This window comes from Snodgrassella sp. B3882, assembly GCF_026535915.1.
GTDB lineage: Bacteria > Pseudomonadota > Gammaproteobacteria > Burkholderiales > Neisseriaceae > Snodgrassella.
The window spans coordinates 1,594,384-1,614,745 of sequence record NZ_JAFNPF010000001.1 but is presented as its reverse complement, the minus strand read 5'-3'; the positions used below and the strand labels follow the sequence as shown (position 1 = coordinate 1,614,745).

Here is a 20,362-nt window from a genome sequence, read left to right as displayed (position 1 = left end):
ATCATTGACATAAATCTTTTATATCAGCTTATTATCTAAAACTATAACTTATTTTACCTTTAGAAATTTTACTAATTAAACCGAATCTGCTTTATAACCCTCAGTTTAATATGTTTGGGTAAAATAATATATACAGTCATTATTCAAAAATAAATTAAATATTATATTTCATTGATTAACCAAATAACTTGGTAAAAATCATGCTGATCCAATTATAAATAAACCTACCTAAGACAACACACAAAAATAGTATTTATCATCAAATTTACTACTTTGCAATTTATACAGTATTAATCCTTTATTAAGCATTACTAGACTATTCATCTACTTATAGGAAAATATCATTTATTACTAATTATTTCTACCAATCTCAAACAGCTCTGAAGGGAAGTTTGAAGTTATTTTTTTCTCTATTGTGTTAACACATTAAAATTCTTTTAATCATCAAAAAATTAAAAAACTTTATTTCAGTAGATTAATGATTACAGTAGAAAGCTAATCGATGCATGAAAATAACAAAGAAAACGTTAGAGCAGAGTTAAATAATTAACTTTAACCGTTGAATTTACTCACTGGATCAATTTAAATAATTAATTGGATACAATCCACATAACTACAAATAAGACCTGATTTAATACCTGTATAATAATTGACGAATTTTTAATTGTTCCTTTGGTTGAGAAAGAGTACCCGAACTTTGCAAAAGCTGAATATAATAAGTAATATAATTATACTGTGCTTGAGCTAATTTTTGCTCAGCATCTGCTTTAGACTGTATTGCCTGTAACTCATCCAGATTACTACGAACACCAACCTTACGTCCTAATTTAGTCGCTTCGAGTTTAACCGAATTTGCTTTCAATAATTGTTGCTGTGCCTTAATCTGATACAAACTTCCGAGTGTATTTTGATAGGCTTGATTAATATTCAATTCAATCTTACGTTCAGTAGCGATTAATAAAAACTTATTTTGTTGTTCCTTTGCCGCTGCCTCCTGAGTTTTGCTGTGGATCAACCCTCCATTGAAAATAGGTACCGTAAATTGAGCCGATACCGTTCCACCTTTACTCCGAGTACCATGATTTAATCCATAAAACTGTTGAATCTGATGATTATCCTGATAGCCACCATTTAGAGTAAGTTTAGGCCATTTTTCCGCTTTTGCTCCAATTAAAGCTTGCTTAGCGTTTTCCAAGGTCAGAATTTGTTGTTGCCATTGAGGATTATTAATTCTAGCCAAATTTAACCAATCTGATTTGGACGTTTTACCGAGTAAATCCCCAAAATTAATATTTTTTAGATGTTTAATTTTCTTTGGATCCAAGCCAGTTATATTGGTTAAATTGTTTTGTGCAACCAATAATTCAGTCATCACATTGATTTTTTTAGCTCGAGCACCTTCATAACCCGCTTGTGCTTCATTTGTATCAACAATAGTGGCTGCACCCTTATTAAACATGGCTAAGGATTGTTTGATCTGCAATGCATAAGCCTCTTGTTCCTTATCGATCGAAACCAATTGATCTTCCAGCATCAAAACTTGAAAATAAGCTTTTGCAGTTTCGTAAAGTAAATTGTCTTTGACCATAGCAAGTTGCCAGTCAGCCATTTTGGCCACAATTTTACCTTGTTGATATTGTGACCATTTAGCCTTATCGAATAAAGTTTGACTTGCCTGTACATTCCAACCATGTGATTGGGTTGTACTGGATAGAGAAGAGGGCTGTTTTTGATAGACATAATTAGCATTAACTTGAGGCAAAAGTCCTGATCGAGCTTGAGCCAGTTGTTCTCTTTGCGCATCCCGCTCACTTCGAGCTGCAGCATATTCTGCAGAATAGTCTAAAGCCGCTTCCCATGCTTCAAATAAATCGAAAGCATGTACATCATTAGGCATAAACCAGATAGAACCCATCAGACAAAATGTAAATATTGAAGATACAAAACCTTTTTGCATTAACGTTCTCGCAAACTTTCATCAATTTTAGTTTGAAGCGGACTTAAAAGATAAGTGATAACTCGGCGTTTACCCGTCTTAATTTCTGCCGTGACATTCATCCCAGCCGTTAAATTCACTTTTTTTCCGTCAATCATCAAATAATTTTTATCCAGAACAATAGTTACCGCAAAAACCAGTCCTAATTTCTCATCTTCTATAGCATCAAAACTGACATTTTTAACCTTACCAGTCAAATAGCCATATCGCGTATAAGGAAACGATTCAATTTTAATAATGGCTTCCTGATTTGCTTTAACAAAACCTATATCCTTATTGGGTAATAAAGCCTCAATTTCCATCTGATCCTGATCAGGAACCACAACCATAATTTGCTGTGCTGCTGTAACAACGCCACCTACAGTATGTGTAGAGAGCTGTTGTACAGTCCCATCTACCGGCGATTTTAAAGTCATTAATTGTTTACGTTGCAAGGCTTTTTCTGTTTCTTGCTTTAATTGTTCGATAGTTTCATTGGCTTGACGTAATTGATCAAGCAGATCTCGTTTGAGCGTTCTAGTATTGAGTAGCCGATTTTGTTCGGCCTCACGAATGCTTTCTCTTATTTGTACCACTTGACTGCGTTGACTAGCTAAATCATTTTTATTTTGAACCAATTTACTTTGTTGTTCGTAATAAGCATGCTTAGAAACAAAATTTTGCCCTAACAGATCCTTGTAGTCAGAAGTACGACTTTGCTCAATTGCCGTTGTTTGCTCCAGCTTACGAACTTGAGATAAAGTACCTTGTAATTGCGCCCGATGCTCACGCAATACTGTCTGTAATTGAGCATCTTGAGTAAACCAGGTTTGAAACTGATTAACAGCCAAAGACTGAGCTTCAATTAGCTGATCAGGATCTAAATGCCATTGCTCTGCCAGAGCATGATCTAAATCAGGTGGTTGGCGATGATCAATCGCCCGTATCACGGCTTCCAGACGGAGTTTATTAACACGCGCTGCTTTTAAGGATTTTTCTGACTGAGCATAATCACTGTCAGAACCGATACCACTGAGTTCTACTAAAACTTCCCCCTGTTTGACATGAGCACCATTTTTGACAGCTATCTTATCAACTACAGAAGTTTCTAACGGTTGGATAACCTTACTTCGTCCTCCCAAAGTTGTTTTACCCATGGCGACAGCCACAATATCCAGTTTACCTATCAACGACCACAATAAAGCAATAATGGCAAAGATAATAATGAGTCTTGCTGTCCATTTGGGTGCAGCAGATATTGGCGTTTCCGTTAATTCAAGATGAGCAGGTAAAAAAGCTCGTTCATCCTCATCACGTTTAGGCGGATCGAGTTGAAAACGCACAGCCCAAACATTTTTCCAGACTGTAGAATAACGTTGAAAAAAATCTTTACATGCTTGAAAACGAATACCCATATATTAATTTCTTATTTTGATTGTGACTTAGCTATTCTGAAGTTGATACAAATATCGGTAATAACCATCTGGCTTGGCTAATAATGCCTGATGAGTTCCTTCCTCAACGATGACACCCTTATCCATTGCAATAATTCGATCGGCCATACGCACAGTGGATAAGCGATGAGCAATGATCAGAACAGTGCGACCTTTACATATTGCTTGCATATTTTGCATAATTGCCCGTTCAGATTCATAATCGAGCGCACTCGTGGCTTCATCAAATATCAGAATACGAGGATTGCCCACCAATGCCCGCGCAATGGCAATTCGCTGTTTTTGCCCCCCCGAGAGCCCCGAACCTTGTTCACCAACTATCGTATCGTAACCTTCGGGCAATTCCATGATAAAATCATGAGCACCGGCCATTTTGGCAGCATACATAATTTTCTCTAATGCCATACCAGGATCCGCTAAAGCAATATTGGCTCTAATACTTTGGTTAAGTAAAACATTCTCCTGTAATACCACCCCAATTTGACGTCTCAGCCAACTAGGATCGGCTAAAGCCAAATCGTTCCCATCGACTAAAACCCGACCTCGTTCCGGTACATATAATCGCTGCACCAGCTTAGTTAAAGTGGATTTTCCAGATCCAGATCTACCAACTATGCCTAAAATTTCTCCAGCCTTAATCGTTAAATTTAGATCGCGCAAAATTTCAGCACCATCAGGACGATAGCGAAAAGAAATTTTTTCAAAATCAATCTGCCCTTTGATATTGGGGAGTGCCATGCGAGAGGTTGGATTTTCGGTCGGCGTATTCAAAATATCCCCAAGACGAGCCACAGAGATACCGACTTGCTGAAAGTCTTGCCACAATTGCGCTAATCTGATTACCGGAGCTGCCACCTGACCTGCTAACATGTTAAATGCAATCAATTGACCTACAGTCAGCTTTCCATTTATCACTAAATGCGCCCCAAGCCATAACGTAATTACCGTCACCAACTTCTGAATCAACTGAACACCCTGCTGACCCACTGTAGCCAAACGAGCTACCCGAAAGCCTGAACTTACATATGCAGCAAGCTGTTGATCCCAGCGTCTAGTCATCTGCGGTTCCACCGCCATGGCTTTAATAGTGCCAATTGCTGTTACTGATTCAACCAGAAAAGATTGATTATCAGCATTCCGCGCAAATTTATCATTTAGCCGTGAGCGCAAAATCGGACTGATGGTTGCAGACCAAAAGGCATAACAAGGTAAAGAAATCAGCACAACCAAAGTTAACCAGCCACTATAAAACCACATCACCAGTAAGAAAATAAAAGAAAAACACAGATCTAGTACCGAAGTTAAAGCCTGACCAGTTAAAAAATTGCGTATTTGCTCCAGTTCACGTACCCGGGCTACAGTATCGCCAACCCGTCTAGATTCAAAATAAGCGATAGGCAGACTCAAAAGATGACGGAATAACCTGGCGCCTAATTCCACATCTATTCTCGAAGTGGTGTGAGCAAAAATATAAGTTCTTAAACCACCTAAAATGACATCAAACACAGTGACAACCAGCAATGCAATAGTAATGACATCTAAAGTAGAAAAACCGCGATGTACTAAAACCTTATCCATCACTACCTGAAAAAACATTGGTGTGATTAATGCAAATAACTGAATGACGACAGAAACACCTAAAACTTCCAAAAAAATTCGCCGATATTTAATCACTGCTGGGATAAACCAAGTGAAATCAAATTTAGCTAACTGCCCCAGAATGGATGCGCGCGATGCAACCAAAATAACCTGTCCGGAATAACGTAGGCTAAACTCCTCCTTACTTAAAATCACCGGTTTTCCCAATTCGAGATCCTGAATTAAATACCGATCGCCATCAATTTTAGCTAACACAAAATGTTGACCATCTTCGCGCCATACCAAAGCTGGTAAAGCTAATAACGACAAACGATCTATTTTTTGCTTCGATAACTTAGCTTTCAACCCTAAGCTCTTAGCGGCTAAAAGCCAATCTTCAACGGTCATTGCGTGATCATGGACATACTGATGTGCAATGTCCTCGCCATTGATGGCGATACCATGGAAATGTGCAATAATCTTCAGAGCAGTGAGTGCTAAATTATGATTATTCGGAACAGGACTAGCAGAGTTATTTATAGGCATTATATGACTCGTCAAACAAAACATCCGAAACCATACGCATAATCAAAGGCTGGAATGTATGTATAACAGATAAAATTTACTTGTAAAATTTAATTATAATATACCAAAATAAACAAATGTAAGCTAATATTAATTTTATTGTAATTGGTTTTTGAATATAATGAATACTAATTATTACTTTAAATATATTTTTGAAAATTATTAAAATATATATAAATTAGCCGGTTAGCCATTGATCAATACCAATCCCATAGAAAAAGCAACTTTAGGTTTGCTATTAATTAGCTGATGTCAGTATAGATTGTTCTAAAAAGAAATTAGATGGAGAAATTTAGACTGATATATTAAAGAATATAATTTAAATCAATATCATGATATGCGCACTGGTGGTGTTGAAAGTGAAATGCACATACATAAATTATAGCCAAACAAAATAAAATGTAAACCTATATAAATGTTAATGGACGGATTAAGTTTAATATTTCTGCAATATCTGCTGATTTAAAAAATGGCAGAACGTATAAATTAAAATATAATTTATTAGCAATTTTTGAAATCGAATATTATAGTTTAAGCTTGAAAGTAAATTATTTTTGATTTTAAAGTTTAAATAGTAATTAAAAATAATAAATCTAAATTGAATTTAATATAAAAAGATAAAAAGCCATAACCAACAAATTAATACAAGATGAGTCTAAGGTAATTATTCTCCATATATGCGTATATAATTGAATAGGGAACAGGTTTATCATTTTAAATAGAGGCTTTGCTACCCATAAAAAATTACTAGCAGGAAATATATATTCTGAAGCAAGATTGAAATTTAAACTAAGAGAGAATAGATATGTTCAAAAAAATTCAAGATTTAGCCAAAAGTAAGCATGAAAATTAACTTTTTTATCCATTTTAAAGCTTATTTCAGTAAGAAGTTGAGATATTGGCATTTTTGGTGCAAACAATGACCTTACTTTAGTTTAAAAAATAATTCTAAAAAATTATTGCTTGCAATAAAAGGGGGAAAAATTTGGTTCCAGATTAATCTGCTGTATACGATTTGGGTATTAACGTGTCTAAATTTATGATAAATTTCAAAAATCATTTGTTTACACTAAGCCATTATAAAATGGAAAAATAAATTATGTTATTATTTTAACTATTTTAGCTATAAGCTGAATTTATAAATTAACTGAGATAAAAAAACAAATTGATATCAATTTTAATTGATGATATTAATGGTAAATAAATGTTAAATGAAAATTAAATTGCTGTTAAGCATAAATTTTCAACATTGTTAAGTAGTAGTAAATTTGCAATGGTAACATCTCTGCATAGAAAAAAATGAAGATAAATCTGAATCACGAATTAACAGACGTTTTGACGAATAAATTATGAATAGTATTCTATATTACCTGTTTTTCACTCCATTAATTATTATAATTCTTTTCTATTTGTTAATCGTTATTGGCAATAGATTAAATATACATTGGACTAAATTCTGTAGAGCACATCCACGTTTAGTCAAAGACCTTAACAAGGTCTTGCTATTATTATTTGTTTTATTTTTAGGTCTACAAATTCGTGATGTGTATTATGTAAAATCCAATAATATTTTTTGGCACATGGTAGTCAAAAAAAACCACAAACCTTTTGATGTGGCACTAACAGAATTTGAAACTAAAAACCGTGAAGGTTATTGTTGGCGGGATAGAAGGTATTATAGTAAGGAAGAACTGTGGTTTAAAGCCATGAAAAGTTTGGTTACTAGAATGTTGTATGAAAATCAATTTTTCTTGCAATATGAGCCTTTGGATGCGAATGATGACCCTTTACCAGCAGGTGAATATTGTCGTCGAATAGATGGATGTTTTGTAACAATGATTTCAAAGAATTTAGATAAACAAAGACTGGTAAGAAATAGGTTCGTCGATAAAAACAACTTGGAATTACATAAAAAGCCATTTATAGACAACGATGTCGAGAAAATTTTTAAATCTGCAACAGACAAAAATTTTATAAATGAAGATTTCAAATTAGAAAACTTTGTTTTATATCCTAATACTATTTCTGACTTTTCATCAATTTTTGAAAGTGAAAACTGTTGCCATATTTTAAATAAATCTGAATGGTTTTTGCTTAAGAACAAATACCATTTACAGGACTATGAAAAGTTTAATGAGGCATTTGGACAGGAAACGGTCATCCCTGACAATATAGACATCAATTCATGGGGAATAGGAAATTTTTATTTTGTAGTGACAGCTTCCAGGCCAAGAGATGATCACTCTTTCACGGATCATGAAAATAACCTACTTAAAAGTCCTGAGAAAGTTTATTTGATGAATAATTGTGGCGATATTTTATATATGCCGTATTATTCCCCCAAAAGCTTGAAAAAGGGAAAGTTTGAGTTCGTAAAGTAGACTATTGTAGGCATAATATGTTTTATCTATTGAGCCATCGAAGAAATCTTAGCTTAGTGAAAAAAATTTCAGCTATCTGCGAATAATCGATGGAAGAAGATGAGTGCTTGTTTAGTAATGATATAGAGTCTATATAAATGTAAGGCAATAATATTCTATTATCATGTCAAAGATTTTTAACATAAAACTAGTAATAAATTGCTGTAGTTAATATGTAAGTTAATGTTATATAGAAGAATATTGATTTTCTTAATGTAATTCTAATTTTATTGTCAGATATCCATATTTTAATTATTGAATAAGTCTAAGTTTTTTTGAATTTTATGTTCTTGGCTGGATGGGCTAGATGGAGAATAAGAATTTATGCAAAAAATTGATTATTTTATAGAAATAACTCTTTTGATTATCATCATTGCTATCATTTTTTACTCAATGCGTGTCGTTTTTCGGATTACTATGATCATGATAGCATGGGTAAAAGTTGATCCCAAAAAAGCATTATTATGTTTAATGTTCGCTGTTTTATTATCTATTTTAATCGTGAGTTTTTTTATTCGCTCTTTTAATAACCAGACTACGCCATATGATTTATGGAATGAAATGAAAACCAAAGATCCTAAACCGAATAATATCCCGCAAGTTGAATATGAGGCTAAAAATAGAAAGGGTTATTGCTGGCGAGATAAAAAATACTATAGTAAAAAAGAACTGTGGTATAAAGCAATGAAAAGCTTAACCGGTCGAATGTTTTATGAAAATAGATATCATGCGTTACATGAGTTACCAGAAAAGGATTGCAATTCTGGAAAAACTTGTAAAGTGGCACGCATTCCAAAAAATTCTGATACAGATAAATTGTTTCAAATCAGACTTAATACTCCTGAATTTTGGGAAAAACTAGATACATTGATAAAAAATAATCAAGCTCAAAGCTGGAACCATCAATCAATTGCAAAATTTGCAAATGATGATTTTAGGTTAAACAACTATATGTTAATCCATCAATGGAATGATACTAGTAGTTTTTCAATGTATGACAGCGAAAATTGCTGTAAGATTTTAAATAAATCAGATTGGTCATTAGTAGCTGAACATTACATTTTAAAAGAAGGAAACAATGGTGAACGTGTATTTAACCAAGAAGCGAGAATTCCTGTAGATGAAGACATAAATTCCTGGGGGATTGGAAATTTTTATTTTGACGTTACCAAATTAGTCTATTCGACTAATAATTTAAAATATAATAATAATACTGAAATATTAGAAGTACAAAAAACCATATTTATAATGAATAATTGTGGCGATATTTTATATAAACCCTACTTTTATTTTGACGAAACTTCCAAAAAAAATGAGAACACTTAAATCTATACAACATCACCGTGTAGATAAATTGTGTCCGAGTTTACATTGATTTAGTTGTTAGATGCAGTTAATAGTTTCGCTGAATGCAATAATGGAAATTATTCGAATTTAGTAGACCCAGTAATTAAAACTACCGACATTTATATAAATTAATAAAAAAAAACCATACTTAAATTATGTAAATTATGGTATAAACATCATACGCAGATAAAATCTAAAGTTAACAGTAATTTAATTATGATTTATAAATTTCTATAAAGACTTAATCAATTTATCTGAAAAGAAATATTAATTTATATTATTTAAAATTAATATTTATTAACGTTGATGTTGGTATTAAATGAGATATTAAATTTAATAATCATTTTAATAAATTTGGTATCTAAAAATTAATATATTTAACTTTTGTTTTAACTTTATTCTGACCTAATAATTACAATTGAAAGGGAGTATTCTATGGCAGGCCATAAAATATCTAAAAGCGAAGCTGAAGCAATTCGACAATCGATAGAAGTTATACAAAACAAATTACAACTGGGTAATACTACAATATCTACTGGTAAAGAGCTCGCTGATAAAGATAAGAAACATGATGATGTAACACGGGATGCAATTTGTGCCAGTGAAGTAATTGCAATTTTAGGATATGCAAATGCACTAGGTAAACTGGAAAAGAAATCTGGTTTTGGATGGATGGGGAAATTAAACTACGTTGATATGGGTATCAATGCTACAGTTATTGCGCATGATTATCACAAGACCGGGGTAATAGATACTGGGAATATTTGGAATATAGTAGGTTCAGCTTTAACAGTAATAGGAAGTGCTACACTAACTGGAGCTCTAACAGGTGCACCAGTTGGGGGAGTTGGGGCTGCCCCAGGTGCTGTTATCGGAGCTGTTGCTGGAACAGCTTTAGTCGCAGGTGGTATTGCAGCTGCTGTCTACGGAACATGGGCTGGAGAAAAAGTAGATATTGATGCAATGCTAACTGAAACGAAAAAACAAGTATCTGACTTTTTCCAAAAAGAAAGTAAAGAATTTAAAGAAGCATTCAATAAGGGTTGGGACAAGGTTAATGAGGCATTCAAAAATGCTGAGTCAAACTTTGAAACTCTTAAAGAGAATGTTAGCGATTTTATAAAAGATAAAGCTGATAAACTTGCTGATGCACATGAAGAATTTACAGATAAAGTCGGTGAATTATTCAATGATTTATCAGATGCATTAGATGATGCAAAAGATGATTTCGCTGATAAAGTTGGTGATTTATTCAAAGATTTTGCAGATTGGATTTATGACGAAACAGATTGGAATGGTGACATCCCCGGATTTGATGATTTATTAGGTCCAGTTTTTGATTGGGTTCATGATAAAACTGGTTGGAATGGAGATTTACCAGACTTTGGTGACTGGTTTGGCTTGAACCGCGATGGTAAATATTATATTTATGATCCAATAGTTCTAGATTTAGATGGAGATGGGATTGAAACCATAGGTGCCAATGATTTCAATGGAGCGATGTTTGATCATGACAATGACGGTATTCGCACCGCTACTGGTTGGGTCAAATCTGATGATGGTTTTCTTGTAGTTGATCGTAATGGAGATGGTATCATTAATGATGGTTCAGAACTTTTCGGTGATGGTACCTTACTCTCAAATGGAAAATTTGCTAAAAACGGATATGAAGCGTTAGCTGAATTTGATTCAAATGACGATGGCATAATAGATGATAAAGATATAAATTTTAATCAGTTGAAAGTATGGCGTGATTTAAATCAAGATGGTAAAACTGATCAGAATGAAATCTTCTCGCTTGATCAGTTAGGTATTAAATCTTTAAGTCTAAACTATACTAATGCCAACAAAACTTATGATAATGGAAATATTCTAGCGGAGCTGGGTAGTTATGAGACAGTAGATGGTAAAAAACGAGAGATGGGTGATGTCAATTTTAGATTCGATAGTGTTTACAGCGAATTCATTGACCCCATCAAATTGACATCTGAGCAAAAAGCATCCATTAATCTTAAAGGTATTGGGCGTGTCCGTGATTTACGCGAGGCGGCAACCTTATCTAAAAAGCTTAATAATGTTTTGAAAAAATATACCGACGCCACAACCAAAGAAGAGCAAATAGCGTTATTGGATGAACTGATCAAAGAATGGGCTAAGACGGATAAAAATTATAAAGATGACAAAATTCTTTTTAATCATTTTTTTGTGTTAGCAGGAAGTTCAGGCCAGGGAACTGGATTTACGCCAGAACAATATAAGTTAATAATGAATAATAAAGATGATCCTGCTGTCGAATGGTTAAATTATTTTGAATCAATAAGCTATAAGGTGAATTGTTTAAATTCTTTAACTGGTCAAAGCTCACAAAAGTTCTACGCAGTAACTGCTGAACAACGCAAACATATAACTGATACCATAGATAATACCTATGCAGATCTATCGGAACATATTTATAAAAGCTTGTTATTTCAAACTCGATTATTACCTTATTTAAATGAAATAAAATTTGTTCTAAAAGAAGAAAAAATTGAATGGGATTTTTCCCATGTTTATAATATGTTTGAAAAAGTATCTGAAAGTGATCAGAAAAAAGCATTTATAGATTTAAGTGAATTTTTGATTTATCAACCAGAGATTAAAAACTCTTGGAATGAAAGCCTTGAATTAATGAATAAGTATTTAACTTATGCAGATCAGCAGGGTGAATTAAATAACTGGCTAAAAGAAATCAAATCAGAATTATTTGAACAAAATAATATTTATATCAATAGCCAAAATAAAGCAACCATAAATGGATCTTCATCAAATGATTTATTATATGGCAGTCAAAATAATGATCAATTATATGCTGGTGCGGGTGATGATGTATTAAATGGAGGAACAGGTGATGATAAATTGTATGGAAATCATGGCAATGACACGCTAATAGGCGGCACGGGCAATGACTATATGGAAGGTGGTGATGGCAATGATACCTATATCTTTGCCAAAGGCCATGGTCATGACACCATTTATGATACAAACGGCTTAGATACACTGCAATTTACCGATATAGATTTTGCCGAAGTTAAATTCCGTAAGAGAGGTAATGATTTAATCATTTATGGTTATAACGATGGTGATTCAATCACTGTGGAATATTTCTTCTACTCGAATTATTATTCAATTGAAAATTTTGTGTTCAAAGATAAGACAGTCACTTTAGCAGAACTGAATCAAAAAGGATTTGAATTGTATGGCACAACCGGAGATGACGACATTAATTACACCGGTGGCAATGTAATACTGCATGGCGATGAGGGTAATGATACTCTTGTAACAGGTGCTTATGATGATGTACTGGATGGAGGAGCAGGTGATGATAAATTGTATGGAAATCATGGCAATGACACGCTAATAGGCGGCACGGGCAATGACTATATGGAAGGTGGTGATGGCAATGATACCTATATCTTTGCCAAAGGCCATGGTCATGACACCATTTATGATACAAACGGCTTAGATACACTGCAATTTACCGATATAGATTTTGCCGAAGTTAAATTCCGTAAGAGAGGTAATGATTTAATCATTTATGGTTATAACGATGGTGATTCAATCACTGTGGAATATTTCTTCTACTCGAAAGATTATTCAATTGAAAATTTTGTGTTCAAAGATAAGACTGTCACTCTAGCACAGCTAAATCAAAAAGGATTTGAATTGTATGGCACTGCCGGAGACGACGACATTAATTACACTGGTGGCAAAGTGATACTGCATGGCGATGAGGGTAATGATACTCTTAAAACCGGTGCTTATGATGATGTACTGGATGGAGGAGCAGGTGATGATAAATTGTATGGAAATCATGGCAACGACACGCTGATAGGCGGAACGGGCAATGACTATATGGAAGGTGGTGATGGCAATGATACTTATGTCTTTGCCAAAGGCCATGGTCATGACACCATTTATGATACAAACGGCTCAGATACACTGCAATTTACCGATATAGATTTTGCTGAAGTTAAATTCCGTAAGAGAGGTAATGATTTAATCATTTATGGTTATAACGATGGTGATTCAATCACTGTGCAATATTTCTTCTACTCGAAAAATTATTCAATTGAAAATTTTGTGTTCAAAGATAAGACTGTCACTCTAGCAGAGCTGAATCAAAATGGATTTGAATTGTATGGCACTGCCGGAAATGACACCATTGAAATAACTGATAGAAGCGTGATACTGCGTGGTGATGAGGGTAATGATATTCTTAAAACCGGTGGTTATGATGATGTACTGGATGGAGGAGCAGGTGATGATAAATTGTATGGAAATCATGGCAACGACACGCTAATAGGCGGCACGGGCAATGACTATATGGAAGGTGGTGATGGCAATGATACTTATGTCTTTGCCAAAGGCCATGGTCATGACACCATTTATGATACAAACGGCTCAGATACACTGCAATTTACCGATATAGATTTTGCTGAAGTTAAATTCCGTAAGAGAGGTAATGATTTAATCATTTATGGTTATAACGACGGTGATTCAATCACTGTGGAATATTTCTTTTACTGGAATAAATATAATTCAATAGAAAATTTTGCGTTCAAAGATAAGACAATCACCCTAGCTGAGCTGAATCAAAAAGGATTTGAATTGTATGGCACAGCCGGAAATGACACCATTGAAATAAATGATAGAAGCGTGATACTGCGTGGTGATGAGGGTAATGATACTCTTAAAACCGGTGGTTATGATGATGTGCTGGATGGAGGAGCAGGTGATGATAAATTGTATGGAAATCATGGCAATGACACGCTAATAGGCGGAACGGGCAATGACTATATGGAAGGTGGTGATGGCAATGATACTTATGTCTTTGCCAAAGGCCATGGTCATGACACCATTTATGATACAAACGGCTCAGATACACTGCAATTTACTGATATAGATTTTGCCGAAGTTAAATTCCGTAAGAGAGGTAATGATTTAATCATTTATGGTTATAACGATGGTGATTCAATTACTGTGGAATATTTCTTTTACTCGAAAAATTATTCAATCGAAAATTTTGTGTTCAAAGATAAGACAGTCACTCTAGCACAGCTGAATCAAAAAGGATTTGAATTGTATGGCACAGCCGGAAATGACACTATTGAAATAAATGATAGAAGCGTGATACTTCGTGGTGATGAGGGTAATGATACTCTTAAAACCGGTGCTTATGATGATGTACTGGATGGAGGAGCAGGTGATGATAAATTGTATGGAAATCATGGCAACGACACGCTAATAGGCGGCACGGGCAATGACTATATGGAAGGTGGTGATGGCAATGATACCTATATCTTTGCCAAAGGCCATGGTCACGACACCATTTATGATGCAAACGGCTCAGATACACTGCAATTTACCGATATAGATTTTGCCGAAGTTAAATTCCGTAAGAGAGGTAATGATTTAATCATTTATGGTTATAACGATGGTGATTCAATTACTGTGGAATATTTCTTTTACTCGAAATATTATTCAATCGAAAATTTTGTGTTCAAAGATAAGACAGTCACTCTAGCAGAGCTGAATCAAAAAGGATTTGAATTGTATGGCACAGCCGGAAATGACACCATTGAAATAAATGATAGAAGCGTGATACTTCGTGGTGATGAGGGTAATGATATTCTTAAAACCGGTGGTTATGATGATGTACTGGATGGAGGAGCAGGTGATGATAAATTGTATGGAAATCATGGCAATGACACGCTAATAGGCGGAACGGGCAATGACTATATGGAAGGTGGTGATGGCAATGATACTTATATCTTTGCCAAAGGCCATGGTCATGACACCATTTATGATACAAACGGCTCTGATACACTGCAATTCACCGATATAGATTTTGCCGAAGTTAAATTCCGTAAGAGAGGTAATGATTTAATCATTTATGGTTATAACGATGGTGATTCAATTACTGTGGAATATTTCTTTTACTCGAATTATTATTCAATTGAAAATTTTGTGTTCAAAGATAAGAAAGTCACTCTAGCTGAGCTGAATCAAAAAGGATTTGAATTGTATGGCACAGCCGGAAACGACGACATTAGTTACACCGGTGGCAAAGTGATACTGCATGGCGATAAGGGTAATGATATTCTAAAAACCGGTGCATATGATGATGTACTGGATGGAGGAGCAGGTGATGATAAATTGTATGGAAATCATGGCAACGACACGCTGATAGGCGGAACGGGCAATGACTATATGGCAGGTGGTGATGGCAATGATACTTATGTATTTGCCAAAAACCATGGTCGCGATACCATTTATGATCCATATGCTAAAAATGCTTTTGGTAATAAAATTGCCTTCCAAGATTATAACAGTGATGAGCTATGGTTTAGCCGAGACAACAATAATTTAGTGATCAGACATATTGGAACTGATGATCAAGTTGTTGTTGAAGATTGGTTTTATTCTAACTCTTATCGACAATTTACTATTGAAACTGCGGATGATAAGGAAATCACTGCGGCTCAAGTGCAAAATTTATTGTCGGCTATGGCAGGATTTAGTGTTAATACGACTGATAAAATGAGTACAGCGGAACAAATGCACTTATTTAATCAGCAAAATACTATATCTGCTTATTGGGGCAGTTAACACTGTTGAGGTAGTGTAAATATGGGGTACCCTTAATATATTTTATGGGTACCCTTTTTTATTAAGGAACTTTAGTTACTGTTATCAAGTATGGTAAGGTGCATTAATTGTGTTTTATTGAATTTTGGGTATTGAATTGAAATAAATAGAGATAATTTGCAAAAAAAATTTTATATATTGATGTATTTTTTTTTATGAAAAAATTTTTTTATTTATTTTGGTCAATGCTTTGGATTTTTATATTAAACTAATGATTAAGGTTAATAAAAGATATTTAAACTTAAGAATAATATCAATTATAAGTTATTGTACAAAAAATTAAATGTTAAAATGTCGATATTTAATATGTTTTTTGCTCTTTATTTATTTGATGTATTTGATTGTTAACTATTGGTGTCTATTGCATCAAAATTAAAATGGTTATTATTTTCTGCATTCGATAAAGGTTAAATATATTTGCATTATGCTGAATCACTTGAATTTATGCTTTTGCACACCTATTTGTCAATTCAAAAATAATGAATTATCGATGATAAAAAGATTAAAAAATCCCTTAAACCTCTGTTTAAGGGATTGCTCATAATCGGATTACGATTTAAATCAGTACGGCACAACCTTGGGCCGGATCATTACTGCGTGCTGCTAATGCATCTTCAACAGTCATTCCAAGGGCTTTGGCGACGCCTGCTCCATAGTCGGGATGGCAAGCATGGCAATTGCGAATATGGCGGTATTTAATGAAATCCAATGCATCGCCCATTGCTCTGGCTGTGTTGTCATAAAGTACTTGTTTTTGTTCCTGACTCATTAGGTTGAATAAGGCGCGTGGTTGACTGAAATAATCGTGATCATCTTCATGAAAATTCCAGAAATCTGCATCGCCATTGATTTTTAAAGGTGGCTCCCTATATTCAGGCTGTTGCTGCCATTGATGAAAACTATTGGGTTCATAATGTGGCAGGCTGCCGTAATTATCATCTACTCGGGTTAAGCCGTCGCGATGATTGCTAAATACTGGGCAACGTGCTTTGTTGACAGGTATTTGATGATGGTTCACGCCAACGCGATAACGCGCGGCATCTGCATAATTATAAAGGCGAGCTTGTAGTACTTTGTCGGGTGAAACGCTGATGCCTGGAACGAGGTTGCTGGGGGCAAAAGCTGCCTGTTCTACATCTAGATAGTAGTTATCAGGATTCCGGTTGAGTTCAAATTCACCCACTTCTATTAATGGGTAGTCATGATGTGACCAAACTTTAGTCAGATCAAAGGGATGGAAAGGAACTTTTTCTGCCTCTGCTTCTTCCATAATTTGGATATACATGGTCCATTTAGGGAAGTCACCCTTTTCAATGGCATTGTATAAATCGCGTTGATGACTGTCGCGATCCTGTCCCATGATGTTTGCTGCTTCTTCATCGGTTAGGTTTTTGATGCCTTGTTGGGTACGAAAATGGAATTTAACCCAAAAGCGTTCTTTATTGGCATTGATGAAGCTGAAGGTATGTGATCCAAAACCGTGCATATGACGATAGCTGGCGGGGATGCCACGATCGGACATGGTCATGGTGACTTGATGGAAGGCTTCGGGTAGAAGGGTCCAGTAATCCCAGTTATAGGTAGGACTACGCAGGTTGGTGCGTGGATCGCGCTTGACGGCTTTGTTTAAATCGGGAAATTTGCGAGGATCCCGTAGAAAGAAAACGGGCGTGTTGTTTCCCACTAGATCCCAATTGCCTTGTTCGGTATAAAACCGCATGGCAAAGCCCCGAATATCACGCTCGGCATCGCCACCGCCACGTTCAGCAGCTACCTCAGAAAAACGTACAAACATTTCGGTTTGTTTACCTATTTCGCTGAAGAGTTTGGCACAGGTATATTGGGTTATGTCGTGGGTAACGGTGAAGGTACCAAATGCGCCAGATCCTTTGGCATGCATTCGTCGCTCAGGTATAACTTCTCGTACGAAGTTAGCCAATCGTTCGTTGAGCCATAAGTCTTGAGCTAATAAAGGACCGCGTGGCCCAGCGGTAAGACTGTTCTGATTATCAGATACTGGCGCACCTTGATCGGTAGTCAGATGGGTGACCGGACATTTTTTGGGATCTGGATTCATGGCGAAGCTCCTTAGACAAGTTATTATTGATGTTGAAATTAGCTCTTTGGCTATGTTTTTGATTATATGCTTGAAATTTAGATTTTGTTGTAAAGGTTAATGGGTTTTACATTTGATTTGATTGGATAATCCAGTTTATTTTTGGTGAATATTTGATAAGTTAGGTAATTCCTTGTGGTTGTTTTTCTGCTTTGATGAACCGTTTAAATAATGTAATGATAGAGTTTGACGCAAAGACTTGTGATGGGTGAGCCATTGATTATTACTCATTTATAGGCAAATATATTTGTAAGATGTGTTTGTTGATTATGACAAGTTTATTTACTGGCTGTTTTTTTCTGCGGAGGTAGGGTTTAGTATTGGTTTGAGAATAAATAATCGATATTGAATTTGTGATAAGCACTTTGTCTTCAATTAATACTTAACTATGTGCTTAGGCAGATGGTCGAATATTTTAAGATGAATGTTTTTGCTATTCGATGATATTTGGGCAAATAAAAATAATCTATTTTGGCGCTAATTGGGGATAACAGGTATAAATTTGATGTAAATAACTATTTGGGGTTAGCAGGTAGGTGGGGAGTTAGATTTTTGGATTCAAGGTATTTCATCCTTAGTTTGATTATATGTTCAAAAAAAAAGAGGTTTTAGGAAATAGGGGGCAAGCGTGGCATTATTTTGGCGCTTATTGATAATTGGTTTTGATGGGCTAGAGAATAAAAAAACTTCAGATTAACTCTGAAGTTTTTTTACATTTGCTTAGACTGAAAATGATGACCCACAGCCACAGGTAGTTGTGGCATTAGGATTACGAATGACAAATTGTGAACCATGTAAGCTTTCAGAATAATCGATTTCAGCTCCGATGAGATATTGGTAACTCATTGGGTCGATAAGAAAGGTTAATCCATCTTTTTGTACTTCAAAATCGTCATCGTTGGTGATTTCATCGAAGGTAAAGCCATATTGAAATCCTGAGCAACCTCCGCCAGTAACAAAAACGCGCAGTTTTAAATCTGGATTATTTTCTTCTGCAATTAAATCTTTGACTTTGGTACAGCAACTGTCGGTAAATAGGATTGGGGTATCGGTATCGTTTGCTGACATGTTTTTGTCCTTAATTATTAAATGTGTGTTGTTGTTTCAGTTTGTTTAGGCCAGGTTTAGGGTAACAGTGGAATCTGTGTTAATCCGCAGGTTTCTTCAAGCCCAAACATGATGTTCATGTTTTGTACTGCCTGACCGGCCGCACCTTTTACTAGGTTATCAATGACAGAAAGAATAATCCAGGTATTGCTTTGCGGGGCTTGTTGAACACTAATCCGACATAGGTTTGCGCCTCGTACGGAACGAGTTTCAGGTGTACTGCCAGCCGGCATAATATCTATAAATGGATTGTTCAGATAGTATTCTGTAATCAGTTGATGAGGATTATATCCCTGTTGCATTTGTAAATATATGGTGGCATGCATCCCTCTAATCAAGGGGGTTAGATGGGGAACGAAGACAAAATTGTTTCCACTATGCTGTTGTAGGTGGTTCAGGGTCTGTTTGATTTCCGGTAGATGCCGATGACCAGCGATGGCATAAGCTTTGAAGTTGTCGCTGCTTTCGCTATATAGGCTGTTAATAGAGGCTTTACGCCCAGCACCAGAAACGCCGGATTTGCAATCAGCAATGATAGGTTGTTCTGGCAACAGGCATGGGTGTTGTAAAAGTGGCAATAACGGAAGGCTAACGCAAGTCGGGTAACAGCCAGGATTGGCAATGAGTTGTGCCGTGGCGATGGTGGAACGATTTAGCTCAGATAAACCATAGACAGCTTTATTGACCCAATCAGGGCTGGTATGTCTAAGCTGATACCATTTTTCCCAAGTAGGGATATCTTGTATACGGAAGTCAGCTGATAGATCCACTATTCTGATGCCTTTAGCCAGTAGTGCAGGGGCTTCATTCATGGCTACACCATTCGGTGTGGCAAAGAAAACTAGGTCACAATCACTTAAATCGGTATGGTCTGGATGTTGAAAGGTTAATTGGTCATAGACGCCGCGTAAACTGGGAAAGTAGTCGCTTACGGCAATATTTGCTTCAGTTCGGCTGGTGACTGCAATGACTTCTGCATGTGGATGATTTGCCAGCAAGCGCAACAATTCTACTCCAGTATAGCCAGTGGCTCCGACAATACCGATTTTAATGCTCATTTTTTGCCCTTTATAGTTTATTGGATGGTGCTTGG

General features: G+C 35.4%; 9 protein-coding genes. 3 read left to right on the top strand and 6 right to left on the bottom strand.

The features are described from left to right. Positions 1-631: 631 nt before the first annotated feature. Genes J3U68_RS06795 through J3U68_RS06785 form a run of 3 tightly spaced genes read right to left on the bottom strand, consistent with a single transcriptional unit; the run spans position 632 to position 5,553 of the window. A complete protein-coding gene (locus tag J3U68_RS06795) occupies positions 632-1,957 on the bottom strand; it encodes a TolC family protein (protein WP_267375662.1) in 1,326 nt (441 codons plus the stop codon). Then, complete coding sequence (locus tag J3U68_RS06790) at positions 1,957-3,384, bottom strand: HlyD family type I secretion periplasmic adaptor subunit (protein ID WP_416384658.1); 1,428 nt, start codon at positions 3,382-3,384, stop codon at positions 1,957-1,959. Before J3U68_RS06790 ends, J3U68_RS06795 begins: the two co-directional genes overlap by 1 nt. 33 nt (positions 3,385-3,417) lie before the next feature. Beyond that, positions 3,418-5,553 (bottom strand): type I secretion system permease/ATPase, encoded by a 2,136-nt coding sequence (locus tag J3U68_RS06785; RefSeq protein ID WP_267375660.1) that lies wholly within the window; start codon positions 5,551-5,553, stop codon positions 3,418-3,420. Between the two features lie 1,388 nt (positions 5,554-6,941). Between J3U68_RS06785 and J3U68_RS06780 the strand changes: the two genes are divergently transcribed. From J3U68_RS06780 to J3U68_RS06770, 3 genes are all read left to right on the top strand, one after another. After that, complete coding sequence (locus J3U68_RS06780) at positions 6,942-7,973, top strand: hypothetical protein (protein ID WP_267375659.1); 1,032 nt, start codon at positions 6,942-6,944, stop codon at positions 7,971-7,973. 363 nt (positions 7,974-8,336) lie between these two features. Next, on the top strand, positions 8,337-9,338 hold the full coding sequence (locus tag J3U68_RS06775) for a hypothetical protein (RefSeq protein ID WP_267375657.1): 1,002 nt from the start codon (positions 8,337-8,339) through the stop codon (positions 9,336-9,338). Positions 9,339-9,794: 456 nt separating this feature from the next. After that, complete coding sequence (locus J3U68_RS06770; RefSeq protein WP_267375655.1) at positions 9,795-16,007, top strand: calcium-binding protein; 6,213 nt, start codon at positions 9,795-9,797, stop codon at positions 16,005-16,007. A gap of 595 nt (positions 16,008-16,602) precedes the next feature. Here the strand turns inward: J3U68_RS06770 and J3U68_RS06765 are convergent. The 3 genes from J3U68_RS06765 to argC all read right to left on the bottom strand — a co-directional run bounded on the left by J3U68_RS06765 (position 16,603) and on the right by argC (position 20,327). Further along, positions 16,603-18,123 (bottom strand): catalase, encoded by a 1,521-nt coding sequence (locus J3U68_RS06765; RefSeq protein ID WP_267375653.1) that lies wholly within the window; start codon positions 18,121-18,123, stop codon positions 16,603-16,605. 759 nt (positions 18,124-18,882) lie between these two features. Continuing rightward, a complete protein-coding gene (erpA, locus tag J3U68_RS06760; RefSeq protein WP_267375652.1) occupies positions 18,883-19,230 on the bottom strand; it encodes an iron-sulfur cluster insertion protein ErpA in 348 nt (115 codons plus the stop codon). Between the two features lie 56 nt (positions 19,231-19,286). Continuing rightward, positions 19,287-20,327, bottom strand: a complete 1,041-nt coding sequence (gene argC / locus J3U68_RS06755) for an N-acetyl-gamma-glutamyl-phosphate reductase (protein WP_267375650.1) — start codon at positions 20,325-20,327, stop codon at positions 19,287-19,289. Positions 20,328-20,362 lie beyond the last annotated feature (35 nt).

Excerpts from the sequence above, each read along its gene's own strand:
- J3U68_RS06770 (WP_267375655.1), top strand. The coding sequence starts at position 9,795 with ATGGCAGGCCATAAAATATCTAAAAGCGAAGCTGAAGCAATTCGACAA.
- J3U68_RS06780 (WP_267375659.1), top strand. The coding sequence starts at position 6,942 with ATGAATAGTATTCTATATTACCTGTTTTTCACTCCATTAATTATTATA.
- argC (WP_267375650.1), bottom strand. The coding sequence starts at position 20,327 with ATGAGCATTAAAATCGGTATTGTCGGAGCCACTGGCTATACTGGAGTA.
- erpA (WP_267375652.1), bottom strand. The coding sequence starts at position 19,230 with ATGTCAGCAAACGATACCGATACCCCAATCCTATTTACCGACAGTTGC.
- J3U68_RS06795 (WP_267375662.1), bottom strand. The coding sequence starts at position 1,957 with ATGCAAAAAGGTTTTGTATCTTCAATATTTACATTTTGTCTGATGGGT.
- J3U68_RS06785 (WP_267375660.1), bottom strand. The coding sequence starts at position 5,553 with ATGCCTATAAATAACTCTGCTAGTCCTGTTCCGAATAATCATAATTTA.
- J3U68_RS06765 (WP_267375653.1), bottom strand. The coding sequence starts at position 18,123 with ATGAATCCAGATCCCAAAAAATGTCCGGTCACCCATCTGACTACCGAT.
- J3U68_RS06775 (WP_267375657.1), top strand. The coding sequence starts at position 8,337 with ATGCAAAAAATTGATTATTTTATAGAAATAACTCTTTTGATTATCATC.